General features: G+C 35.0%; 19 protein-coding genes. 3 read left to right on the plus strand and 16 right to left on the minus strand.

Translation table 11 applies throughout. The features are described 5' to 3' along the window. Nucleotides 1-31: 31 nt before the first annotated feature. The 4 genes from AC1Q51_RS13475 to AC1Q51_RS13490 all read right to left on the minus strand — a co-directional run bounded on the left by AC1Q51_RS13475 (nucleotide 32) and on the right by AC1Q51_RS13490 (nucleotide 5,912). The gene (locus tag AC1Q51_RS13475) at nucleotides 32-2,509 is read right to left on the minus strand and encodes a YhgE/Pip family protein (RefSeq protein WP_492331550.1); all 2,478 of its coding nucleotides are present in this window, start codon (nucleotides 2,507-2,509) and stop codon (nucleotides 32-34) included. Nucleotides 2,510-2,726: 217 nt separating this feature from the next. After that, on the minus strand, nucleotides 2,727-3,299 hold the full coding sequence (locus AC1Q51_RS13480; RefSeq protein WP_000963381.1) for a TetR/AcrR family transcriptional regulator: 573 nt from the start codon (nucleotides 3,297-3,299) through the stop codon (nucleotides 2,727-2,729). A gap of 271 nt (nucleotides 3,300-3,570) precedes the next feature. After that, nucleotides 3,571-5,508 carry a M56 family metallopeptidase gene (locus tag AC1Q51_RS13485; protein ID WP_492331551.1) on the minus strand — a complete coding sequence of 646 codons (1,938 nt, stop codon included), beginning with the start codon at nucleotides 5,506-5,508 and terminating at the stop codon, nucleotides 3,571-3,573. Nucleotides 5,509-5,510: 2 nt separating this feature from the next. After that, complete coding sequence (locus tag AC1Q51_RS13490) at nucleotides 5,511-5,912, minus strand: BlaI/MecI/CopY family transcriptional regulator (RefSeq protein WP_492331552.1); 402 nt, start codon at nucleotides 5,910-5,912, stop codon at nucleotides 5,511-5,513. 229 nt (nucleotides 5,913-6,141) lie between these two features. On the opposite strand from AC1Q51_RS13490, the gene AC1Q51_RS13495 reads away from it, so the two are divergent. Then, nucleotides 6,142-6,996, plus strand: coding sequence for a hypothetical protein (locus tag AC1Q51_RS13495; protein ID WP_000984164.1), 855 nt, complete (start codon nucleotides 6,142-6,144; stop codon nucleotides 6,994-6,996). An 85-nt stretch (nucleotides 6,997-7,081) separates the two neighbouring features. Here the strand turns inward: AC1Q51_RS13495 and AC1Q51_RS13500 are convergent, their stop codons facing one another. Continuing rightward, nucleotides 7,082-7,381 carry a hypothetical protein gene (locus tag AC1Q51_RS13500; protein WP_065482496.1) on the minus strand — a complete coding sequence of 100 codons (300 nt, stop codon included), beginning with the start codon at nucleotides 7,379-7,381 and terminating at the stop codon, nucleotides 7,082-7,084. Nucleotides 7,382-7,512: 131 nt separating this feature from the next. Beyond that, the gene (locus AC1Q51_RS13505) at nucleotides 7,513-9,879 is read right to left on the minus strand and encodes a DUF6359 domain-containing protein (protein ID WP_492331553.1); all 2,367 of its coding nucleotides are present in this window, start codon (nucleotides 9,877-9,879) and stop codon (nucleotides 7,513-7,515) included. Between the two features lie 241 nt (nucleotides 9,880-10,120). Between AC1Q51_RS13505 and AC1Q51_RS13510 the strand changes: the two genes are divergently transcribed. Continuing rightward, nucleotides 10,121-11,473 carry a DUF4026 domain-containing protein gene (locus AC1Q51_RS13510; protein WP_097796474.1) on the plus strand — a complete coding sequence of 451 codons (1,353 nt, stop codon included), beginning with the start codon at nucleotides 10,121-10,123 and terminating at the stop codon, nucleotides 11,471-11,473. Nucleotides 11,474-11,529: 56 nt separating this feature from the next. Here the strand turns inward: AC1Q51_RS13510 and hemY are convergent, their stop codons facing one another. The 4 genes from hemY to AC1Q51_RS13530 all read right to left on the minus strand — a co-directional run bounded on the left by hemY (nucleotide 11,530) and on the right by AC1Q51_RS13530 (nucleotide 17,262). Further along, a complete protein-coding gene (gene hemY, locus AC1Q51_RS13515) occupies nucleotides 11,530-12,951 on the minus strand; it encodes a protoporphyrinogen oxidase (RefSeq protein ID WP_492331554.1) in 1,422 nt (473 codons plus the stop codon). Between the two features lie 19 nt (nucleotides 12,952-12,970). Beyond that, nucleotides 12,971-13,906, minus strand: coding sequence for a ferrochelatase (gene hemH / locus AC1Q51_RS13520; protein WP_000726775.1), 936 nt, complete (start codon nucleotides 13,904-13,906; stop codon nucleotides 12,971-12,973). Between the two features lie 14 nt (nucleotides 13,907-13,920). Continuing rightward, the gene (hemE, locus tag AC1Q51_RS13525; protein ID WP_144476334.1) at nucleotides 13,921-14,967 is read right to left on the minus strand and encodes a uroporphyrinogen decarboxylase; all 1,047 of its coding nucleotides are present in this window, start codon (nucleotides 14,965-14,967) and stop codon (nucleotides 13,921-13,923) included. A gap of 177 nt (nucleotides 14,968-15,144) precedes the next feature. Further along, the gene (locus AC1Q51_RS13530; protein WP_000756302.1) at nucleotides 15,145-17,262 is read right to left on the minus strand and encodes a transglycosylase domain-containing protein; all 2,118 of its coding nucleotides are present in this window, start codon (nucleotides 17,260-17,262) and stop codon (nucleotides 15,145-15,147) included. A 127-nt stretch (nucleotides 17,263-17,389) separates the two neighbouring features. Between AC1Q51_RS13530 and hmoB the strand changes: the two genes are divergently transcribed. Next, nucleotides 17,390-17,887, plus strand: a complete 498-nt coding sequence (gene hmoB / locus AC1Q51_RS13535) for a heme-degrading monooxygenase HmoB (protein WP_144476328.1) — start codon at nucleotides 17,390-17,392, stop codon at nucleotides 17,885-17,887. Nucleotides 17,888-18,057: 170 nt separating this feature from the next. On the opposite strand, the gene AC1Q51_RS13540 is transcribed toward hmoB, so the two are convergent. The 6 genes from AC1Q51_RS13540 to AC1Q51_RS13565 form a co-directional block, all read right to left on the minus strand. Continuing rightward, a complete protein-coding gene (locus AC1Q51_RS13540) occupies nucleotides 18,058-19,476 on the minus strand; it encodes a PH domain-containing protein (RefSeq protein WP_075720109.1) in 1,419 nt (472 codons plus the stop codon). After that, nucleotides 19,469-19,945, minus strand: a complete 477-nt coding sequence (locus AC1Q51_RS13545; protein WP_001182719.1) for a PH domain-containing protein — start codon at nucleotides 19,943-19,945, stop codon at nucleotides 19,469-19,471. Before AC1Q51_RS13545 ends, AC1Q51_RS13540 begins: the two co-directional genes overlap by 8 nt. Before the next feature lie 226 nt (nucleotides 19,946-20,171). Next, a complete protein-coding gene (locus AC1Q51_RS13550; protein WP_000939632.1) occupies nucleotides 20,172-21,113 on the minus strand; it encodes a DMT family transporter in 942 nt (313 codons plus the stop codon). 88 nt (nucleotides 21,114-21,201) lie between these two features. Continuing rightward, nucleotides 21,202-21,948, minus strand: coding sequence for an SDR family NAD(P)-dependent oxidoreductase (locus AC1Q51_RS13555; RefSeq protein WP_001208940.1), 747 nt, complete (start codon nucleotides 21,946-21,948; stop codon nucleotides 21,202-21,204). Then, nucleotides 21,945-22,682 (minus strand): 2OG-Fe dioxygenase family protein, encoded by a 738-nt coding sequence (locus AC1Q51_RS13560; protein WP_053565070.1) that lies wholly within the window; start codon nucleotides 22,680-22,682, stop codon nucleotides 21,945-21,947. Before AC1Q51_RS13560 ends, AC1Q51_RS13555 begins: the two co-directional genes overlap by 4 nt. 477 nt (nucleotides 22,683-23,159) lie before the next feature. After that, nucleotides 23,160-24,104 carry a hypothetical protein gene (locus AC1Q51_RS13565; RefSeq protein WP_097846764.1) on the minus strand — a complete coding sequence of 315 codons (945 nt, stop codon included), beginning with the start codon at nucleotides 24,102-24,104 and terminating at the stop codon, nucleotides 23,160-23,162. Nucleotides 24,105-24,853: the final 749 nt, after the last annotated feature.

Consider the following 24,853-nt stretch of genomic DNA (forward strand, 5'->3'; position numbering starts at 1 on the left):
AAAATAAAAAAGCACCAAAAAGGTGCTTTTTTTACGCTTCAACCGATTGATTTTCAGCAACATTTTTAAATTGTCGTTTGTGCATCAAAGTTAAGGAGGCGATTGTTCCAAGTGATAATACAACGATAAAGATCATGAGCATTCCTATGTTTTGCCACATGAAGTTAAAGTCTCCACTCGATACGACTGCTTTCAATCCTGATACAGAGTATGTCATCGGTAACCAAGCATTGAATGGTTGTAAAAACTTCGGAATCAACTCTAGTGGGAATGTTCCAGCACTTGTTGTAAGCTGCATAATTAATGTAATGATGGCGATAAAACGACCTGCATCACCAAAAGCTGTTACTAAACATTGAATTAATGCGATAAACGCTAAACTTGTAATGATACTAAAGAGTATGAAGTATGGAATGCTTTGTACTTCTACACCCAATCCGAACAGTAATATAACATCTGCTACTATCGCTTGAATAATACCGACTGATAGTAACACGCCGAACTTACTAATAAACCAACTAAATCCTGATTTCGGAACGCCAACTGTATCGCGTAATGGGTATACGATAGATAATAATAATGCCCCAACAAATAAACCGAGTGATAAGAAATACGGCGTAAATCCGGTTCCGTAGTTAGGAACTTCCGCTATTTTTTCCGTCTTCACTTTTACAGGACTTGCAAACATATCATACGTTTTATCCGTTCCTTTTACTTCACCAGTTTTCTCTGCTCCTTCCCCAAGTTTCTCTGCAAGTTCACCTGAGCCGTCATTTACTTTTACGAGACCATCTGTTACTTTTCCTGAGCCGTCTGCTAGTTTATTTACGCCGTCAATTAGCTGGGTTGAGCCAGTTGACATTTGGTTTAGACCACCATTTAGAGTACCTAAGCCAGTTGTTACTTGGCTTGAACCGTCTACTAATTGTGTTATTCCTCCTGACATTTGATTTGCTCCTGCGGATAATGTACCTAAACCACCTGTTACTTTGCTTGAACCGTCCGCTAATTGAGTTACTCCATCAATTAATTGATCTGACCCCTTATTTAATTTATTTACACCTACTTTGGCATTATTTAATCCTTCACCAAATCCGTGAAACTTACTTACAAATTGGTTTTGCGCATTCATTAATTTCGTAATACCATCCGTTAAAGTATTAATCCCACCTGAATTCGGTAGTTTGTTTTGCATTTCACTTGCCTTTTGATTTATTTCACCTTTTAGTTGATTTACTTCTTCGTTTAGTTTCTTTGTTCCACCCGATACTACAGCAACTTTTTGTTGAACTGTCGCTGTACTTTTTGCCGCATTTGTTATATACGGTTGTAACTGCTCTTGATATTCTTTTGGTAAACTCTCAATTTGCTTTTGTAAATTAGCTACATCTTGCGCTGCATTTTTGGCATCTCCTGCTGTTGATTGAGTGAATCCATTTAACTGATTTACGTTTTTTTCAGCTCCGTCTATTTTCTCATTTACTTTATTTAATATTGTAGGAACTTTCGCCTGCATTTCTTCTAAACCTGCAGCGGAACTTTTCACTTTACTATCTAATTCTTGCAAACCCTTTTCAATTTTTTGAGAAACCCCCTCTAATTGACTTTGTCCTCCAACAAGCTGTTCCATACCAGCTGCTAATTCATTCGTTCCTGTTTTTAATTCACCTGATTTATTTACTAACGTATTCAAACCCGCTGTTACTTTCTGAGATCCATCTTGCAATTTCCCTATACCCGTCTGCATTTCACCTGTTTTGCTATTTAACGTATTTAAACCATTTGTTACTTTGCCTGATCCATCTACTAATTTATTAGATCCATCTGCTAATTTCTGAACTCCATCCTTCATCTCCCCAGACTTCCCTTGCAGTGTATGAAAGCCATCCGTCACTTTACTTGAACCATCATGCAATTCACTTGATCCGTCGTGTAGTTTATTTGCCCCTTCCGCCCCATCTGCTAATCCTTTTGAGACGTCTTGAATGGAATCAAACATTTTCTCTGCATATGTTTTCGTTAACGTACTTGCTACTTCACCTTTAATTTTTTCAATGGCTGTTCCGCCAATTTGTGAAGATAAGAAGTTTAAACTTTCGTTTGGAATGTACTCTAATTTTAATGGCTTTGGATTGTCTTTTAGTAACGTTGTAGCATTACTGGAGAAGTCATCTGGAATGCGCACTAACATGTAATACTTTCTACCTTCCATTCCTTTCTTTGCTTCTTTTTCACTTACGAACTCCCATTTAAAATTTTTATTATCTTTTAAATTATCAACGAGCCCTTTTCCGACCTCAATTGGTTTCCCATCAAATACTGCGCCTTTATCTAAATTGACTACTGCAACTGGTAAGTCATCTAACTGTTTATACGGATCCCAAAAGGCCCACAAAAACATCCCTGCATATAAAATCGGTACGAATAAGACCGCAATAATTGGAATTAATATTTTTTTACTTTTTATAATTTCCGTGAACTCTTTCCGAAGTAACTGATTCCCTTTCATAATTTCTCCCCCTTTTATAAAATGACCAAAATGTTCATATAGTCATTTTTACCCAAACAAAAAGGCTATACTTGTTCATACATATGCCTTATCCCCGAATTTATTACTATGCAACTTTTTCTCATTATGATTATAATTTTTCTATATCCCCCCCTTAACTTAAATATATGACCACATTGTTCATTCGGTCATTTTTTATAAAATTAAAAGGATTATCTTAGTTTGACAATCCTTTTAATAAATAAAGTTCAAATAACTCTGCAATTTTTTCTTTTTCTAGCGGTTCATGATTTTTTTCCCAATCAAAAATAAGCGATACATATAGACGAAGCATAATAAATGCTGTAATTTCTGGATCACATTTGCTAATTTCACCTTTTTCAATCGCAATCTTTAAATACGATTGAATAACAGAAACGATTTCCACATCAACTTGTTGCATAACTTCTTGTACTTCTTTCGTTCCCATATCGCGCTCTTCTTGAATTAATTTAATCATGAGCTGATGTTCTTTTCTAAATTCCAAGATGCTATATAATGCTCTATGTACATTTTCAAAAAATGAAACATCTGAACGAATTGCACTTTCTGCAACTTGCTTCATTTCTGTAATTAAATTAGAAATAATTTCACCAAATAGCTCTTCTTTATTTTTGAAAAAAGTATAAATCGTTCCTTTTCCTACATTCGCTAACTTCGCTACTTGATCCATCGTTGTTGCTTTATAACCGAACGCTGAAAAAGACTTTGTTGCAGCCTCAATAATAGAACGTTTTCGATCTATTGCCACATCATCACCTCCAAAAATGACCGATTGGATAATATAGTCAATCAGTACATCTTTGATATTACCACACGCTTACATTCTATACAAGTTCTCTTTTTATTATTTCCAGTATAAAAGATTTCAGTCAAGTTATATCATACTGTCCATAGTGTATCAAAAAGTATACTTGTATGGAAAGCTAGAATATATTCATAATAATTGCTGGCTAGATCCCACTAGAAATTTAATAAAATAGACAGTGTTCTTAAAACCAAAGGTTTAAGAACACTGTCTATTATTTTGACATAGAAAGTAATATTTTCTCCATTTCTTTCTTAGTTAGCTCATCATCGATTATTTCTTCGTATATCTTTGTATCTCTTGTAAAAATATCATTCACTATGACAATCTGATACTCACTATTCTTTCCTTGTTCTGGTACAAACATTTTGAGCCCTTTTAACTTACCCTCTCCATGAGAAGATTTATTATAGACCATTCCTTTCCCGTCTAAATTATAACTTTCTAGACTCTCTTCTCCAGGCATCATGTAGTGAAGTGGATCCTTATTACCACCTGCATAAATCCTTGATTGGTAAATTGTAAAACCATATTCTCCATTTGTATATTCTGATTTAACAACTAATTCTACATCTCTTCCAAAATATGAGTCAGCCCATTCTCTCTTTAATTCATAACCTTCAGGTATATAAGTCGGCTGCTTAATTTGATACGGTACATGTTCTTTCGCTTCTTCTATAGTATATGTTAAAGACTTCTCCACCCTTTCCGAAAGTGGAACTAATTTCTTCTCAATACTAGCTAATCTTTCTTGATCAGCTTTATTCAAACGTTCACGTTTAAATTCCTTTGTATCTCTATCATAATTCTCAGGTACTTTTTTATTAACCATTGCTTTTTTATGAATTTCTTTAGCTTCTTTAAATAATTGAACATACTGCTCAAATTCTTCTTTTGTAAAATTCTTTTCTGCCAAATACAAAAAATCTGTATCCCTTTTATATGACTTTATTGACATCCCCCATTCTCTACTTGCATTCTCCGGTGTACCTAATACTGTTTCTATAGCTTTTTCAAATGCCGCTTTAGATTGCTTTTTTTCTACAACTTTTTCTTTCTGTCTTTCATCTCCCTCAGTTATCCTTGCATTTAATAAAAATCCGCCCGCTATAGCTGCTATAGCAATCACTCCAAGTAAAGAAAGACGATACGATTTCTTTTGGAATTTTTTAATCATAATGATTCTCCTTTTTAGTGTTCGTTTATTTCTACTTAAATTTGCTAGGCTTGGTACTTGATAGGAATAGTGTTCTAAGAGGGTAATAATTGTATGACCGTATGCAATTTGCTCCTCTTTATCAATAAAAGTAAGTGCATATGCATCACAGGCTAATTCTTGATCTTCTCGCATACAAAAATAGGCGTACCAAAGAATCGGATTGAACCAATTTAATAGGATTAAACTGTACATAATCCAATTTACAGCTACATCATTTCTCTTAATATGAGCTAACTCATGGTAAAAAACATATTGTAATTGTTGCTCATTTAATATTTTCATATGTTTTTTTGATAGTAATACTTTTGGGCGGAAGAAACTAAACACAGTTGGACTTGCAATTTTTCCTGCTAAACGTAAGGAAACTGCCTTCTTCACTTTCATAGACTGCTTACAGCGATCAAACACTGTAATGACCTGTTCATCCGTAATATCCGGTTGTTTCTTTATGTACGAATATAACCGTCTATTTGTAAGAAACGTGATGGCTGCTAATATGATTACCCCAGCTAGCCACACATACAAAGCAAGTTTGTATAAAGAAAATGTAGTCTGTTTTTCCGAACTGACTTCTACTTCCGGTTCGCTAGTTTTTGTCACCATTTTAGGATTTGATTCCAATTCCACTTTACGGTCGCTTTCTATGTTCACTATATTCTCAGTAGACGGCATATTTTTTGGAATAACTTCCGATACGCTAGAACTATAAGAAAGTAATGAGTAAATGCTATAAGAGCTATCTGGCGACCACGGTAAAAGGAGTCTTATCATTAATACGATCCACAGCATATATTGCCATCGGGGGGGTAATTTATTTCTAAATAGAACTTTTATACATAAAATAAATCCAACTAATATGCTGGCCATAAGTGACGTTTCTATAAGCCAATCAAAAAAATGAGGAAGGTATACATTTATAAGCGTGTTTATCATTTTTATCGATCCTTCCTCTTATTCTCCTCTGTCTTCTCATCTAAAATGCGTTTCAGTTCATTAATATCTTCTGAAGACAATTTTTCCTCTTTTAAAAAATTAATAAGTAACGGTTTAAACGCTGCACCGCAAAAACGCTTTAGTAAAGATTTCGTTTCCACTTGTAAATAATTATCTTGTGTTACTAACGGATAATAAGCGTACATACGCCCTTTATCTTGATGGTAAGAAACGGCTTCCTTTTGTACTAATCGATTAATTAATGTGCGGATTGTTTTCGGTTTCCAGTCCATTGCATCTTCCAGTTCTTCTATAATTTCATTCGCTGTTTGTGGAGAACTCGACCAAAGTACTTTCATAATTTCTAATTCCGCTTCAGATATTTTAGGTAATTGATTTGTCATCGTATGTTTCACTCCTGAGTATTACATTTGTAATCTATAATTAAGATTACAAATGTAATACTCAATTGTCAACCATATTTTAGAAAAATCCCTTTCAGCTAAACCTTACTTCACAACAACAAAATTCCTCTTTTTCAAATAATCAAATAAAAAAACAAGAAAATCTTTACAATTAATAGTAATATAGAAAATAGACAAGTTTATCAAAATAGTGGAGGCTTTTTCAGTCATGATGCGTGCGCTTCGTTTAAATATAAAGCAAGCTTTTTGTAATCGTGTTTCTTTAATTATTATGTTTAGTGGACTAGCTCTTATTTTTATTTACCATTATTATTATGTAATTCGTTACATTGGGGATGGAACGGATGCCTTTGTAACAACAGCTGTTAAATGGATTGGATTTCGCGACAATGAAATGGATGTTTATTTATTATTAATGCCCGTTATTGCTAGTTTCCCCTTTAGTACAAGTTACAATTCGGATAAATCAGATGGTTTTAAACCGTTTGTAAGTAAAGGGATTTCTTTGTTCCCTTATTCAGTAACGAAATATATCGTTACATTCTTTTGTGGCGGATTTCTTTATACATTTCCATTCATCTTATCGTTATTATTTTGCAAATTAACCATTCCAGACGGAGAACCGACTGCTGGTTCAGGCATTATAAATGATAATGGGATGTTTGCAAACTTATATTACGAATCTCCCCTCACTTACATTGCTGTATATATCGGAATTAATTTTTTATTTGCAGGTTTAATGGCCCTTTTAGGACTTGCAGCATCTGCGTGGTCACAAAAGGACTATATGGCGATTCTTTTCCCATTTGCAGTTGCCTCCATTCCATACGTCCTGCTAAATACGATATTCCCTACAATAGGCGGAGCGCCTTTTCATTTATATGACCCAAAACAACCGTTGCATGGCATGTCTCCGTATATTTTAACGATGCAATGCACTTTCTTCCTCCTCGTTAGCTTAATCATGTATATACAAGGAGTAAAACGTGATAGAAAAAAATATAGAAGAAGGTTGCAAAAAAGAGAGCGGTGTAGAAAGGCGTTTCAAGTAATTTCAGACTAAATCATTGAACGAATAAGAGCGTAATTCCCTAAGTTAACATAGAGAATTACGCTCTTATTATCATTACATATAATCATCCTCCCCTTTACGGTGTACCTGCCAATCCCCATAAGATAACGAACACCGCAAAATAAATTGCTTTAATACCTACCACTGAACATAATAAAATAATTGCATATTTACTTAATTCTCTTCTTGCACCTATTAAAGTGAAAATAACCGCCAAACTAAATGTTATATAAGAAGCTGTTATATTAATTAAGTTATACGTAATATCTAGATTGCTTGTAAGTCCTGTTACATCAGCTACAAACTGAAGCATGACGATCGTACTAAAAAAAATTGCAAGCTGATTCATTAACTTTCCATTTATTTGTAACTGCATTGATGTCCCCCTTTAAAAAACTAAATATTCAATCAATTTTATCATTAGATTACAAAAAAAGGAATCATCTCTTTATACTATTCTATAACAATGCAAAAAAAGAACGCTTAGTCACCTAAGCGTTCCCCACTTTAAGAAGCCTTCTTCAAATCAATTTGAGCAAGTACTGGGTCGTGGTCACTTACACGTCCGTGTTCTTTCATAATGTTTGAGTTTAAGTGTACTGGGTCTACAATTGTGTGTGGTGCGATATTGTTTGTTACTAAAATATGATCTAACACTTGTGCATTTCCTTCGTGAATGTACGTGTAACGATTCTCTTTCGGCACTGTGTTTAACATATCTTTTAAGATTGTTCCCTCTAGTGTTTTTAGTGGTTTAGAGAATTCGAAATCGTTCATATCACCTAACACAACAACTGGTGCATTCGTATTCTTTTTCTGAATTCCTTGCACGAAATAATTTACTTCTTGTGCTAACTGAATTCGTTTGTCTTCACTCTTTAATACGAGCGGCTGCACTTTTCCAAATGGCGTTGCATCTCCTAGTTTTGAGTTTAAGTGATTTGCAACGACAACAATGTTTTGTCCTTGGAACGTAAATTCTGCCGCTAGCGGTTTACGTGTACTTTCAAACAATGGATTTTCGTCTCCAATACGAACAACATTCTTATCAAGTAACTTCGGTACCGTCGCTAATTTCACGCGTGATGGATTATAGAAGAAGCCGACGCGAATATTCGCTCCTGGTGCTCCTCCATCTTGATTATTGTTTGGAGCGATTTCTACATACTCATACTTCGGTCCACGAATTTCTAGAACTGCATCAATGATACGTTTTGCGCTTAATGACGCATCTGTTGTACCGTCATTAATTGATCCGTTATTATCTTGCATTTCCTCTACACCGATAATATCTGGCATTTTTAAATTGTATTTAATAGAATACGCTAACGCTTTTACTTTTTCATCTGTTGTTTCTTTTTTATTCGCCGAGAAGTTTTCAATGTTATATGTAGCAACCGTTAACTTATCAAGACGAGGCTGAATATTTGCGCCTACTTGCTTAAATCCGCCATCCACTACAGCTGGCAGTTCTGTTATTGGCGAAATACGGAAAGAACCGTAATCATATCCTACTACCCCTGTTATATCTCCAGTGAAAGTATCTCCTACTTTTGCTACATAATCGCGAGGTACTTTTACAGAAAGGCGCTCTGGGTTTAATTGATTTTCATCTAATAGAGGTGTGCCATATTGTGTTACTATTTTATCTCCACCATTTTTTACTGTTACATATAAATTTCCGTTTTTCTGAGGTGTAATAATTTTTGGTGTTGGCATCGTAACACGCATACCTTCTATACTTTCATAGAAGTCGATTGCATCTTCATTTGGATCAAATAAACCAAATGCATCATTATCAATAATCTGGTCCGGGATTTTCACACCGTTTTCCCCAAGTACAATCGGTGCTGGCAAAGATTGATCTTTTGCGATTACAGCAACGCGGCTCGCTTTAATTTCAGTCGTCGTTAAGTCTGTTTCAAATCGCTCTGCATATCCTGGTCCAACATATTCTTCTACTACTCCATCAACTTGAATAAGATCTCCTACTGCTACATTCGCATCTTTTTTATATACGTACATACCTTCTGAAGTAGCTGGATCATTATCTGGCTGATTATCTTCTATATAAAAGCCGTTTTTATCAAGCGCTGTGACAACGCCTTCCACATTGTTTACTTTCTTCCCGTTGTAAGGAGATATATGTGATTTCCCTTGAATGTCATGAATACGAACCTGTTCATTATTTACGATAATAAATGAAAATGTCGAAATTGCTGAAGGAGTAAGTCCTTCTTTTTCTGCGATTGCTTTCACTACACTATTTTCATTCACTATAATTTGTCCATTATAACGAACACTTTTATTAGTAGGATTAGAGCCATCTAACGTATAGTAGATTGTTGCGCCTTCTGTATTCGTCGTTAATGTTACCGCTGTTCCTTTAGCAACTTCTCCACCGTTCGGTGAAGCTACTACATCGCTAACACGGTTTTGTCCTTCACCTTGAAACTTATAAGCTGTTACTGATTTTAGACCTGGGTTACTAAAATATAATTCAAGGGTCCCAGTCAAACTAACTTTCTTCCCGATATTTTCAGGGTGATCTTTTACATTCACTGCCGTTCTCACATCACCTTTCGGTAACTGAACGGGCATGATTTTGTCTGGATTCGTTTCGTTTGGCGAATCTGCAATTGCTACGTTTGTATCATCAAACTTAGCTGGATCCTTCGTATATTTAGAAGAACTTTGCGTATATCCAACAATATATCCTTCTACTATCCCCTTCGTTTTCCCTTGCTGCTTAAATACTTGAATTGCTTTTTCTACTGACATAGAAGCAGTTTCTTCTGCTTGCGCTAAAGTTCCAGTAAATGAAAGCAATAGCAAGAATGATAAAAAGACACTTAACAATTTCTTCACAGCCATTTTCCTCTCTCTATTTCATATTTTCTCAGCATTTCTATCATAACAAATGATTCGTTATATAGAACTATATTTCGACAAATTTTACAAAAGATTTATTTAATTTACAAGCTTTCAAACTATAATACAAAATAATAATTTTACACCTTCTACAAATACACTCTATAATGTTAGAGAGAGAAAACAGAAAATATCGACATTTAATTGGCATGTAAAATGGATTCATTTGAATAGGAGTGATTGGATGGAAGTGCAAACAGAAACATACCGCGCAGCTATGAATGGAACATTAGAACGTCATTTTTCAGATATGATTGCCGTTATACCAACTAGAATTACAATTGAGCAGTTAAAACAGCGACTAGAAACGATCGCTACTAAAGTTGATGATTTAAAAATTGTTTATAGTGATGAGACAAGCCTTATTGTTGAATTACATATGGGTGAAACAGTCATACCGTATGAACTGCATATTGATGAACCGAACGATCCAGAAGGATATAAAATGTACAATAGACAAGATGCTACAATCGTAGATCGTAATTTTGAAGATGCAGCTTTCGGCACTGAAATTTTCACTCGTACGCTATTTGTAGGCGATGTACTGGACTGCTTTTTCCAGCAGTTACAGTTCTTATGGAATCTCTCCCCAGATTTGTTATTTGTAATCGATTCAAGTGCAGCAATGAAAGTGATATCTAGAAGCTATATTGAATATCACGTTGAAAATGAATTATTACCTGACATTCCTGACTTATACGTTATTCATTCCGTTTATGAAGACGATAAAGACGGTGAGCCTACGCAATATTGGTTTCATACACATGGTCTTTTAAGAGCAGGCGTAACTGAAATAGAGTTAATTATTCCAAATCGCATTTCTTCCTACTACGGCATTAGCGATCTCTTTCAAACATTTGCTAATAATGCCGTTGAGAATGGACAAGTCCCTATGAATGAGCCTATCGTTATCGCGCATAGTCAGCAAGGTTCTATACATACAGTCGCTGTTCCGTGGGAAAAAGGATTATCTTATATAGGGCATAAAACGAGTATGGACCAATTATCTTCAATTGAAGATGAGGAAGTGAAACTACAACCAATAGATGCACAAAATACATTCTTAGGCGGAATGGATGCCCGAGATGAATACCATCAATCTCCATCCGTTCTCTTATTCAAATTTAATACTTCAGAAGAATATATTGAAAGTTTTTTCAAAGAACACGAGGAAGCTACAGGGCTCATGTTCTATAAAACAAATAGTGAAACCGATCGTATGGCTTACAATGCGAAAAATACTTTTGGGTATTTCAGCAACATTTTTCACATTGAACAATCAAATGAAGATTTTCGTTTCCTTGCTAAGTTTGGTGTCTCCTACGAAGAAGGAAAAAGTGAACATATGTGGTTTGAAATGCAAAACATTACGGAAGATTTCATTCAAGGAATACTCATTAATGAACCATATTTCATAGAAGATATGAGTGAAGGAAATAGTTATCATTTAGATTTTGATAACTTAACAGAGTGGGTTATTTATGCAGGAGATGCTGTTATAAAGCCAAATAACTTATATATGTTTATTGGCGAATAAGTATTTTATATAATAAACGAAACGCCTTCAATATGATTGAAGGCGTTTCTTATAATTTATTGTGCGATTAATTCAGCATCTATTACTTTCTCCAAATGAGATAATACACGCTTTGCAACTTCCTCACCTTGATTAATACAGTCTGGAAGTCCAGCGCCAGCATAGGAGCTACCTGCCAAGTATATACCTGGCAACTCTTTCTCCATAAATGTTGTGAGCTGTTTCATTCGCTCGTTATGGCCTACTGTATATTGAGGCATCGCTTCTTTCCAGCGACTTACGATTGTAAACTCTGGATCCTCTGTAATATCCATCGTCTTTCGTAAATCTTCTAGTACGAGCTGAACGAGTTCTTCTTCAGTTTGTTCTACAACCGCTTCATCACCAGCACGCCCGACATAGCAACGAAGGAGTGTCTTTCCTTCTGGCGTTGTATGTGGCCATTTTTTATGCGTCCACGTACATGCTGTAATCGTGTAATCACTATTTCGTGATACGACAAATCCTGTACCATTAATATCGCGCTGGATTGCGGACTTTGGGAAAGCAAGTGCGACATTGGCAACGGATGTGGCTGGAATGTTACGGAAGAAACGAAACTGCTTGTACTGAGCAAACATGGACGGCAATACTTTATGCGAAGTTGCCACTACGATGGCGTCCGCTTCTATTTCTTTTCCGTTACTAAGAGTAATCGTATAACCATCACCCTGTTTTGCAACTTTTTCAATGCGAGTTCCCTTTATTATCGTACCTTCATGCATCTTTGCTTCGAGAGATTCTACGATAGATTCTAAACCTGTTTTCACTGTTTGGAAGATTCCTTTTTTCGGTTCAGCTTTCTCTTCTTTCGGAGCGAGCGTACGCATACCGAGTGAAATACTGCGATGTTTCTGCTCAATTTGATACATTTGCGGGAATGTTGACATTAAGCTCATTTCATCAATATCCCCTGCATAAATACCTGATAGTAACGGTTCTATTAAGTTTTCAACCACTTCGTTTCCGAGGCGATGTCTGAAAAATTGTCCGAGTGATTGGTCAGATACTGGCTTTGACCTCGGCATTAATAGATCAAAACCAGCTCTTAATTTACCAATTGGGGAGAACAGCCCGGAAAATAGAAACGGCGTAATTTGCGTTGGAATTCCCATCATTGATCCGCTCGGCATTTTATGTAACCGATTGTTTACAAGGATAAATGATTGACCAGCTTGATTATTTACAAGTTCATCGCCAAGACCTAATTCTTTCACTAATCTAGCTGCACTTTCTTTTCGTGCTAAGAAAGAATCCGGTCCGCGTTCAATTGTAAATCCATCTTTTCGAACGGTTTGAATTTTTCCGCCAAGTTTACCCGATGCTTCTATAAGTAATGTATCAATCGGCAAGTTTTTTTCATGAATATTTTTTTGTAAATTATACATTGTTGTTAATCCAGTGATGCCTCCGCCGACGATCACAACTTTTTTCCTCAAGCAGGCTCCCCCTTTCTTCTTACAGTACAGATTCTTTTTTCTTTAATACAACATCTGTTAAGCAATCAATAAATGCGTCCGATGCATTTGGCATTTCTGGACGATAATATTTCGCGCCAATTTCATCCGTTACAACTTTACACTCAAAGTCGTTGTCATATAAAACTTCTAAATGTTCCGCAACAAATCCAACTGGTGCATATACGAATGAAGTATAACCGTGCTTTTCATTTAGTTCTCTCGTTAAATCTTGTACATCTGGACCAATCCAAGGATCTGGTGTGTTTCCTGCACTTTGCCAGCCTACCGCATAGTTTGCTACTTCAGCGCCACGCGCGATGTAATCAGCTGTTTCATTTAATTGATCTGGATATGGATCGCCCATTGCAATAATTTTCTCTGGTAGGCTGTGTGCAGATACGATTAGTACTGCTTTTTCACGCTCTGCGTCTGACATGCCGTTATATATACCTTTCACTGCATCGACCCAGTACTGGATGAATTTCGGCTCTTTATACCAGCTATCAATACCGTGAATTGTTAAGTTTCCAAGTTTCTCAGCTTCTTCTTGTGCTCGTCCAACGTATGATTTCACGCTAAAAGTAGAATAGTGAGGTGCAAGAACAAGTGCGATTGCATCTTGTATTCCGTCGTTATGCATATCTTTCACCGCATCTTCAATAAACGGTTCAATATGTTTTAAGCCAAGATACATATGGTACTCTACTTCATCTTGTACTTCATTTAAACGCTTCTCTAACTTCTTAGCTTGCTCTAATGTAATAGTAGCTAAAGGAGAAATACCACCAATTGCACGGTAACGCTCTGTTAAATCTTCCAGCATTTCAGGACTTGGCTTTCTTCCTCTACGAATATGTGTATAGTAACGTTCAATATCTTCTTCTTTATATGGCGTTCCGTATGCCATTACAAGCAAACCAATTTTCTTTTTCATACAGCAATTCTCCTTTACTTCGCTAACTGCCCTTTAGAGTATTCATGAATAAATGTAGTTAAACATTTTAATGTATCTGGATTTACTTCTGGGAATACACCGTGACCTAAGTTAAAGATATAACCCGGCTGTTCCATCCCTTGATCTAAAATACCTTTTACATGTTCTTCAATAACAGACCATGGCGCAAGTAAGAATGAAGGGTCCATATTACCTTGTACCGCCTTATGAACGCCACGTGCACGTGCTTCTTCAATCGGTAAGCGCCAGTCTAAGCCGACTACATCAAGCGGTAAGTCGTGCCACTCATTCACTAAGTGTGCAGCTCCTACGCCGTGCATAATCATCGGTACACCCATCTTACGAACTTCTGCAAAAATACGCTCCATTGCTGGTTTAATAAATACGCGATAATCTGCTACATTTACTGTTCCAACCCAAGAATCAAAAATTTGAACTGCTTTTGCTCCTGCATTAATTTGCGCCTTTAAATATGTAATAACCATATCTGCTAGTTTATCCATTAAAGCGAACCAAGCTTTTGGCTCTGCATACATGAACGCTTTCGTATTATGGTAGTTACGAGATGGACCGCCTTCAATCATATAGCTCGCTAATGTAAATGGAGCTCCTGAAAAACCGATTAACGGTACGTCTAACATTTCTGTCGTTAATAAACGAATTGTATCTAGTATGTACGGTACGTCATCTTCTGGATTGATTTCCCCTAGTTTTTCTACGTCTTGTAAAGAACGGATTGGATTATCAATAACTGGGCCAATACCTGATTTAATTTCTACATCCACACCAATTGCAGGTAGTGGTGACATAATATCTTTATAAAGAATTGCTGCGTCTACGTTATATTGATCAACCGGCAATTTTGTAACGTAAGCACATAACTCTGGATTGTGTGTAATTTCAAATAAAGAATACTTTTCTTTAATCTTTCTATATTCCGGCTGTGAACGACCTGCTTGACGCATATACCATGCTGGTACATAATCGGTACGTTCCCCCCTACATGCTTTTAAAAATGTCTCATTTATAGTTCTTACCAAGACCCTTGCTCCCTTCCTTACCAATGCTTCGAATACGTTCGATATTTATCTTTTTTTACTATACAGCTTGTAAAAACAAAATGCATAATATTATGTACGTTGTTCATTAAATTGACACAAACACTCTTAAAAACGCTTACTATTTTCACAACATTCTTATTATAACACAGAGAAAAACTATGGTTTAGCTACTTTCGACTTTTCTCCTTCGCGATTCGTTTGTGTATTATATGGTACAACGTAAAAGCTCGGTTTTGAAAATATGTTAACGAACTTTTCCTCATATTCTCCAGCACCGTTTACAGTGCTAACATGCGTATGAATTCCGTTCTCCACTCTATAGATTCGGTACATAATTCTGTTATCTGGAAGTGGCGTCCAGCTTAATTTTGTTTTAAATAAACCGAAAGGACTAAATGATAGTTTCATTTTTACATCTTCAATTCTTCGTAGCCGAATCGGAGCACCGATTGTTTCCACACCTTCAGGTTTCATAAACTTCTCTTTATGCTCTACATTAGCCTTCGTTAAAATTTTCTTAAATAACTTTGTCGCAGATGCACTTTCTCCTTGCAACTGATGCTCCTTATCCGTACGGTCATAACCAATCCAAACAGCGCCTACTAAGTTCGGTGTATAGCCGACGAACCACATATCTCTTGCTCCCTTATCGTCATTTGGCAATGAAGTTGTACCTGTTTTCCCAGCTAACGCACCGTTATATACACCAACTCTCGCTGTTCCTTCCTTCACAACTCCTTCTAACATTTTCGTCATATACCATGCTGTCTGCTTCGAGAAGATTTTCGTCTCTACTTTTGGCGATTCCCCAATGATTGCACCGTGTCTATTTAATACTTTATCAATAACGTGCGGCTCAATAATATTTCCATTTGCTAAAAATGAACGATACATTTTTACAAGATCAAATGTTGAAACGCCATTTTTTAATCCCCCAAGCGCTGTACTTAAACCAGCATCTGCAATATGGACATTTCCTTTTTCTAAATATTGCTTTCCTTCTTCTACCCCTAACTCATTTAATAGAGAAACTGCCGGTACGTTTGCCGACTCTAAAATCGCATCATACATCGTCATTTCTTTTGAATACTCATGATTATAATTTCGAGGTTCATACCCTTCAAAAGAATTTCTTTCATTTGTTAATAAAGAATACGGATTATACTTTTTCGTTTCTAGTGCTGGTGCATAAACGATAAGTGGTTTTAAAACAGATCCAGGCTGCCTTTTGGCAAAAACACGATTAAATCCTCTCGGGACGTACTTTCTTCCCCCAATCGCCGCTTTAATCCCTCCCGTACGATTATCCATTAATAAAAATGCACCTTGCGCCCCTTCTTCTTTCCCAGGAAAATTCCTTGCATCTTGAAACTGGTTATACGCTACCTTTTGAATTTTTTCATCCATTGGTACGACAAACGTATATCCTCCGCGAAGTACTTCTTGATGAGACAACCCGTATAAACGAGCGGCTTCATCTATGACCATATCAATATACGGCATATATGCGAGTTCATTCTCATCTAAGTTTTTATAAAGAGCAATTGTCTTCCCTTGATAACGAACGCTTTCTTCTGCAGTCAAATAGCCTTGTTTATGCATAAGTGACAACACTAGATCGCGGCGTTCCTTACTCTTCTCTGCAGAGTAGTACGGTGAATATCCGTTTGGTGACTTCGGAAGGCCTGCAAGCATTGCCCCTTCCTCTACTGTTAAATCCTCAACATTTTTATTAAAATACAACTTTGCTGCCGCTTGAATACCGTAAGCCCCATGACCAAAATAAATATGATTCATATACATTTCAAGAATTTGTTGCTTCGTATATTTTTGCTCTAATTGAAGAGAAATTGCGACTTCCTTCAATTTGCGCGTAAATGTTTTTTCACGAGTTAAAAAGACATTTTTAGCGAGTTGCTGCGTAATGGTACTACCGCCCTCTACCTTTTCTCCAGCTAACGTATCTTTATAAAGAGCCCGGAATATAGACGGATAATCAATTCCTTGATGCTCATAAAAACGGGAATCTTCCACCGCAACAAACGCTTGCTGCACATACTTCGGAATTTGCTCGACTGGTACGAGTTCCCTATTTTCTACGTATAATTTCGTAATTTCTTTTCCTTTCTGGTCAACAATACGTGATGAAGAGTGGAAAACGAGTTGCTTTTCATCCATCATATAGCCACCAGCTAACACGATAAGTTTATAGAGTACAATTGCTACTACAAACGTTGCGACGCCGCCTAATAAAGTCCACTTTACTTTCTTCATACATCGTCCTTCTTTCCAAATGATGGTACATTTATTATTTGAAAAAGAAGTATCTTTATGTATATAATCTTCGAAGTTTTTTAAGAGAGTTGATATAATAGAAACAAACTATTAAGGGGGCATTAAAATGAAGGCTATTATTTCATACGAAACACCTCTAGAACAATCACATTTCACTGCAAAAAATGATGAGAAAAATATGTTTTATAAAGAAAATACAGGAGAATCTGTAGAAGGCTCACTTCAGTATGACGTACTAGATGCTGTCGGTGAATTTAAAGGACAATCTGGCTATATCGTTTGTAACAACATTTCTGTCACAGACGAAGGTCGCCCAGTATTTGAAAACCGCTTTAAAAACCGCGCAGGCCTTATTGAAAACGAACCAGGATTCCAAGCGATCCGTGTTCTACGCCCATTAAGTAACGATACATATGTCATCTTAACGATGTGGGAAACAGAGCAAAACTTTAAAGACTGGACAGAATCACGTTCATTCGAAAATGCTCATAAAAAACGTCCCACGCAAGCAGAAGGACAAGCTCCAGCGCATCCACATGCCGAACAGCAAAAGAGTATTTTCTCTCGGCCTTCTTTTGTGACTACTTTTGATGTGTTAGTTTAATTAAAAAGTAATACAACACTAGCAGTACGTGAAATTATATTAACGATTTTTCGAATATATCTATCACATCTTGAAATATATCAACGATTTTTCGAATATATCTATCACATCTTGAAATATATCAACGATTCGACTAAAGATATCCATTTAATAACAAAAAGGAAACACCATTACACACCGGTGTTTCCTTTTTCTTTGTACCAATTATATATACGAAGTGTGTCCTCTTTTCGCATGTGCTTCACTTTATAACGATGCCCCGCTACCGATACGACAGCTGTACATAACTCGTCTTTCTTTTGAAAATACGATTGATTGTACCCCACTGCTTGAACATGTCTTCTACGCATGATTCCTGTATATTTCGCAAGACCTCTGTATACCATTGTTAATTGGTTTTCTTTCATCATATAACCGCCGCTAGTATAACGAGCGTATGCGAGTATTGTAAATGCGATACATAGCGGGATAAGAGTGAACAATGCAATATGCTGTTTAAAATATATACTTGCACCGGCAATTGGCACAGCGAGCACAGCACTTGTAATCCAGCCCATGATGATGTAACGGCGCAATGCCGCTTTCGGTAAATGAACGATTTCCTCCTCCATTTCATACGGCAACTGTAAATATGCGAGTAACTGCTGCACATTTTTTTTCTTCATAAAAGGATGTAGCATCACTTCATTCCCAGCGGATTCTATACTTTGAATGACTTCTACTTCGACAGAACAATACCCGATAGGCTGGCGAAGTATTCCTTCTTTCACAGTAATTGCTTGAATGCGGTGTAATTTTAACACAAACTCTTTCTTATCAAATAACCCTTGTACGATTCGAATTTCATTTCCGTTTCGCTCAATTTTAAAGTTTGCATATTTTAACGCATAGCCCGCTGTTGAAATAATCCAAGAAATTGCCATTAAAATTGCGGCCATAACGATTAATTCATATACACCGTTATCCATCACATACGCTTCCACTTTATTGATGAGCCATTCTGGTAGAAATTGATTAAACTCTGTGTAAAGGATTACTAACATAGAAAACACTAATCCAAATCTACCAGATGTAATAGATGCGAATAAAATTTCTTTCGCTGTTAACTGATAAACTGTCTTACTACCTTCTCCCGCAGGCACCTCTTCAGCCACAACGCTTCTTTCTTTATGTAATAAAGCAATTAGTCCCTTCGCTTCATCTTCTTTAATACCAGCTAACATCACTTCTGGCTCACTACCGCCGCCTGCAACTTCTATATTTAATTTTGTAAGTCCAAGTATTTGATAAATGATGTTAGAAGATGTACTAACATTTTGCACACGTTCTTTATTTAAGTAGCTTTCTTTCTTAACAAACACACCATGCTTTATATGTAAAATATTATTTTCAACCCAATACACCTTGAAATACCATTTTATAGCTGAGAAAATAGCCATAATAAATAATAAGGCCAAGAGAACAAGATGAAATAAATACCAAGGTTCCACTTCACCATCTGAGCGAAATAGAACAAGCAAAATAAAAGGCAACAAACTCGCAACCCTAATACCTAACAATATCGTGATCGGATGTTGCCTCTTATACATCCTCATCACTCACTTTCGCAAGTTCTCCAATTTGTCTTTTCAGCTGTTCTGCTTCTTCTTTCGTTAAACCTGGAATACTATGAGACGTTGCGGCTGTTGAAATGTGTAATTCTGCTAAATTATACTTTCTCATAATCGGACCTTGCTCAATCGTTACGTGCTGCACACGGATCATCGGAATAAGTACGCGTTTTACAACGAACATTCCCTTTTGAATCTCAATCTCTTCTTCATTTAATCTGTAACTATAATAGCGCTGACGTAAATTTGGAAACACAAAATAATCAAGTGGAATAAATATAATGGCTCCTGTTACTAATAGTCCAAACAACCAGCCCCACCAGTTAAAGTTAATCATAAAAAAGAAATACGCAATTACGACTGTTAGTATAACTGCCGCCCCAATTAAAGCGTGAATCCTCCACACTTTCAGCATATTAGAATGAATCTCCCTTTCTAACGGCTGCATCTCATCACTCCAATTCTATGAATTTATTACTTATATATTATCAAAAAATAAGGTTTTATATACAATTTTGTAAATTTATAGTCAAATAAAAATAGTTGAATCAAAAGCATGTTAAAAAACATACCTCAGTTTTTAAAATTACATATTATAAATATGAATTATATTGAACCAAATAAACCCTGCATGATTCATGCAAGGTTTATCGTTTTATACACAATATATTTCATTATTGTTGAGATATACTAGCATCGCTTTCAATTCGCTTTTCTTTTTGGCTCAGTTTTTTATCTTTAGATTTTTTTAATGTTAAAGTCATGCCAATAAAAATAAAAAGAATTCCTGTTATTTGCATTAAAGTTGGACGGAATCCAGTAAGTACAGTATCTAATAATATTGCCACTGCCGGATCTAAAAAAACTAATATTGAGATTGTTTTTGTAGATAAATGGCGTAAACTATCAAAAAACAGATAATACACTATCCCTGTGTGAATAAAACCAGTAGCTATAATATATGTCCAATTACTTTGAGTGAGGCCACTAAAAGCATCTAAATCTATAAATGGTATTAAAAGAAATATCCCCAAGAATGTTTGTAAAAATGTCATTGCATACGCACTCATTTTGTTAATCCCTTTACCAAATAAAGTTGTAAATGCATAAAAGAGAGCTGCAAGAAATCCCCATATCATACCTGAAGACATTAATGAACCGAAAGAGAAGCTTCCATCGATACCAGCAATTAATAAAGCTCCCACAAAACACACAACTATTGAAATGATAGATATTAATGTTAATTTTTCTTTAAAGACGATACTTCCAATTAACAGTACAATTACTGGTGCAAGATGATAAACTGAGATAGCAATTGTAACTGACATATTTTCAAAGGCTTTAAATAAGAAAACCCAATTAAATACTAAGAAAAAACCACATATTAAAACTTGAATAACTTCTTTTCGTTCCCATTTATCTTGTTTATATTGCCCTGTAAGCAACCAGCATACACTTAAAAATATTGTCGCAAAAATACACCTTACAAACACTAATTCAAACGAAGGTAAGTTTGTTTGAACAGAAAAAAATCCAACTGATCCAAAGATAACCATTGATGCTATCATCTTTAAGGCCGGTACCGTTTTCTCTTGCTTAAAACTTTTTTGAAGCAAATTAATTCCCCTCCAATAAAAACTCGGTTTATAGTGAGAAAAACACCAGCCTAAAAAAGGACAGGTGCTTTTCCTCAAAAACACTCAATTACAAATTTTTCCCTGCAGTCCAACCACCATCAATTACAAAATTAGAACCAGTAATAAAGCGGGCCTGATCAGAAATCAAGTACTCAATACATGAAACAATATCCTGCGGCAATCCCCAAGTATCTAAAGATTGATTACTTTTTATCATAGACATCAAGGCTTTATTACTAAAGTATTCTTCTGTAAGTTCAGTTCTAATAACACCGGGAGAAATGCTATTTACTCTTATATTTTGCTTCCCAAATTCCATAGCCATCTGTTTAGTCAATCCGATTAAGGCATGCTTTGATGCCACATAAGCAGCTCGCTCTGGTTCAGCCATTAATCCAGAAACCGATGCTATATTCACAATACAACCTTTTATTTTCGATTCACACCATCGCTTAGCTACTTCCCTAGAAAGGATAAATGGGGCTACTAAATTTACATCAATTACTTTTTTAAACATATCATCGGATAAATGTAAAACAGGTGTTATCTCTCGAATACCAGCTGCATTTATTAATATATCAGGAGAAAGTTTTTCTAAATCTAATTGAGTAAAAAGATTATGAATCGCTTCGCTATTACTTAAATCAATTTGCACTACTTTCAAAGGCATATCTGTTTTCATATAATCTATTAAGTTATTATTATTAATATCAAGAGCTATTACATGAAATGATTTTTCTAAAAAGTATTTTATACAAGCATGACCTATACCGCTGTTGGCTCCAGAAATCATAATTATTTTATTCTCTCTCATTTTGTCTCCTTATAAGAAAATGTTACTAATAAAATATCACGAAAAGCCTCCGTACTACATTCTGTTCCAAGTGGCGTTACGGCATGGAAGACCTTTTGTCCAAATACTAAAGTTTCTAACGGCTCCTTCAAACTTATAAACTGATTAATTTCCCGAGGAGAATTAGCTATTAAATTATCTCCACCAATAGCTGTATTACTTAAATTCATAAGGTGTAAAAACACTACTGGTTCATCATCTTTATGTAACCAAATAGGTGAACTAAAAGATGGTCTTTCTTTAGTAGCTTTATATCTTACTTGATGTAAACCTATAATTAAGTCTTTACTTGTATCTATTATATTTGTTTTAAATGCAAATTCAGTATCGAAACGCACCATATTTTGAATTAAAGGATTATATAAAAAGCTATCATTTATGCTATTAAACTGTCTAACTTTCCCGCCATCATCATAGTTATATTCTTTAGATTGGAAGTAATCATTACTATTATCTAAAATATAATCTGGTGAATCAACATACTTTATATACCTTGAATAAGATCTAGCACGGCATTCACCGTACGCATCATCTTCCAAATTATAATAATCTAACTGTGCTTGTGTTAATAAGCGATGATTCTCTTCCTCTTGTAAAAAGATTTCATTTGAGATTTCAAGGAATCCTTTAGATTCGAATTCATGTACCTTTTCTTCTATGCTAAATCCACTCATTTTACTAAGAACAAACGTCATTATAAAAACCTCCACACTATTGTATTTTTCTATCTCACCCTATGTTAGAAATGCAATAAGTAACCGAGATTCTTGCTTAATAAAATTAAAAATTATGATATTCAATTAATACACCAAATGAAATATATGTAATCCATTAACACTATCTCTTAAGCAATATTATATATCCTTTTGGATATTTTCTCTAATTATCTGAAGATTTATCAACATTAGTCTTAATATTCAAAATTAAAGAAATGGATTTTTCAGAAAGATAAAACTGCGAGTATTGCAATTATTTATGTATATAACTTTTTTAAAAATTATATTTTAAATATAGCTAGTTTTTTATAAATTTTTTGATATAATTACATACGGGAAAAGGGAAGAATTTTGTCTTCCCTTGTGTTTTTATTTGCATCTAGTACTTTTGCTAGATGCTTTTTTTATGCTAAAAAAGGTATCCTCAAATACTTTGAGGATACCTTTTCCATCAATTTAGTGCAGTTCAATAATTGTACCATCTTCGAATACTTTGAATACTCCAGTAAATCCTGGTCCAGCTGCGCCTTCTATTTTATATGTCGTACGCACTCTAATTTGATAATATTTCTTTCCATTCTCTACTTGCGTATTCTCTAGCGTGTAATCATAGTCTTCTTTATATTCATTTTTAATATATTCTTTAGCTTTCTCAAAAGTAAATGCATTTTGTTTTTTTTCTGTCTCAGTTTTTTGATTTTTTTCTGCCTCTACCTTCTGATTCTTTTCTGTCTCAGTTTTTTGGTTCTTTTCAGTCGCTACCTTTTGATTTTTTTCTGTCTCTGCTTTTTGATTCTTTTCTGTTGCTACCTTTTGAGTCGTTACTGCAGTGGTTTTTTGTGCCTTCGCTGGTGCTTCACTTTTTGCATTTTTTTCTTCTTCATTAATTTTAGTAACTAATCCTACCGCTTTTTTATTATATTCTTCAAGTTTCTTGTTATCTTTTGTTTCTGCAACTAGCTTATTTAATATCTCTTTTGCTTCTGCATAATTTTTCTTACTTATTAACTCTTCACTTTTCGTCAGTTGCTCGCTATACTTCTTTTTTTGTTCTAAGATGGCTAGTAATGCTGTTCGTTCTTCCTTTGCTTGTTTTATAAGCGTAGTATTTCCATTCTTCATGTTCTCTACTTTTTCAAATGACTTGATTGATTCTTCTATCTTTGTTTCTTCTTTTAACTTTACAGCTTCAATCATTGCTTTCGTTTGTTCTACTAGAACTTTTGCATCTGAATCGTCTTTTTTCTCATCTAACGCTTTTTCAAATGATGATAAGGCATTTTTATATTCTTTATTCGTTAACGCGGTCTTTCCTTCATCCATTGCTTTGTCAAAATTCCCATTACTACATCCAGCTAACATTAAAAATGTAAGTCCAATTACCATTAATAACTTTTTCATTTTTTCTCCTCCTATATATCCCTAAAACAATAACAGCATATGTATAAAAGTCTGTGTAGTAATTAGACTGAAAGTAAAGATGTACTGTGTGTGGGAAAGGAAGTACATTTCATTTACTATCATTACTTAAAACTCCTAAATAGTTGGTAGTTGGTTTTCTTCTTTTAAAGACAGAAAGGAATTTTAATAATGTGCGTAAAGCTCTCACCAGGCCCTTTACTACACACACTCTTATACACATAGAAAAACTATTTTTAGGTTGCTATTTTTTTAACTTTACATATTCTCGGTTGTTTTGCTACGAATCTCATTTCGTAACATACCGAAAAATAAAAGAAAACAAACCGTAATGTAAGTTACAGTTTGTAACTTTTCTGTAACATAAATGTAACATAAGGTTTTTAAATATACAATAGTTTTTTTACATTATTTTCCCCTATCTACATTTTAAGGTGCTACTACAGTGCTAAAACGCTTTTCATCTCCCACCTGCTATTGGACTATCATCCTTTGAGTACTTTAGGAAATAGACTTCTTTCCTAAAGTACTCAAATTAATTACAAAGATAACTCTTTTTTCATCCAAACATTAAGAAGGCCTTTAATCTTTTACTTTCACATTAAATATATATAGCTAACTTTTTTGATATAGCCACATTAAGAAAATAGGGCAAACTTTGTATTCCTTTTTGTTTTTATTTGTATCGAGTTCTTTTGCTAAATACCTTTTTTATGTCAAATAAAAAAGGT

This window comes from Bacillus sp. MT94 (assembly GCF_058792475.1).

Excerpts from the sequence above, each read along its gene's own strand:
- AC1Q51_RS13555 (WP_001208940.1), bottom strand. The coding sequence starts at position 21,948 with ATGAGAGAGAATAAAATAATTATGATTTCTGGAGCCAACAGCGGTATA.
- AC1Q51_RS13540 (WP_075720109.1), bottom strand. The coding sequence starts at position 19,476 with ATGTATAAGAGGCAACATCCGATCACGATATTGTTAGGTATTAGGGTT.
- AC1Q51_RS13490 (WP_492331552.1), bottom strand. The coding sequence starts at position 5,912 with ATGACAAATCAATTACCTAAAATATCTGAAGCGGAATTAGAAATTATG.
- hemH (WP_000726775.1), bottom strand. The coding sequence starts at position 13,906 with ATGAAAAAGAAAATTGGTTTGCTTGTAATGGCATACGGAACGCCATAT.
- AC1Q51_RS13530 (WP_000756302.1), bottom strand. The coding sequence starts at position 17,262 with ATGAAGAAAGTAAAGTGGACTTTATTAGGCGGCGTCGCAACGTTTGTA.
- AC1Q51_RS13560 (WP_053565070.1), bottom strand. The coding sequence starts at position 22,682 with ATGACGTTTGTTCTTAGTAAAATGAGTGGATTTAGCATAGAAGAAAAG.
- AC1Q51_RS13495 (WP_000984164.1), top strand. The coding sequence starts at position 6,142 with ATGATGCGTGCGCTTCGTTTAAATATAAAGCAAGCTTTTTGTAATCGT.
- AC1Q51_RS13565 (WP_097846764.1), bottom strand. The coding sequence starts at position 24,104 with ATGAAAAAGTTATTAATGGTAATTGGACTTACATTTTTAATGTTAGCT.
- hmoB (WP_144476328.1), top strand. The coding sequence starts at position 17,390 with ATGAAGGCTATTATTTCATACGAAACACCTCTAGAACAATCACATTTC.
- AC1Q51_RS13545 (WP_001182719.1), bottom strand. The coding sequence starts at position 19,945 with ATGCAGCCGTTAGAAAGGGAGATTCATTCTAATATGCTGAAAGTGTGG.
- AC1Q51_RS13505 (WP_492331553.1), bottom strand. The coding sequence starts at position 9,879 with ATGGCTGTGAAGAAATTGTTAAGTGTCTTTTTATCATTCTTGCTATTG.
- AC1Q51_RS13510 (WP_097796474.1), top strand. The coding sequence starts at position 10,121 with ATGGAAGTGCAAACAGAAACATACCGCGCAGCTATGAATGGAACATTA.
- AC1Q51_RS13485 (WP_492331551.1), bottom strand. The coding sequence starts at position 5,508 with ATGATAAACACGCTTATAAATGTATACCTTCCTCATTTTTTTGATTGG.
- AC1Q51_RS13475 (WP_492331550.1), bottom strand. The coding sequence starts at position 2,509 with ATGAAAGGGAATCAGTTACTTCGGAAAGAGTTCACGGAAATTATAAAA.
- AC1Q51_RS13500 (WP_065482496.1), bottom strand. The coding sequence starts at position 7,381 with ATGCAGTTACAAATAAATGGAAAGTTAATGAATCAGCTTGCAATTTTT.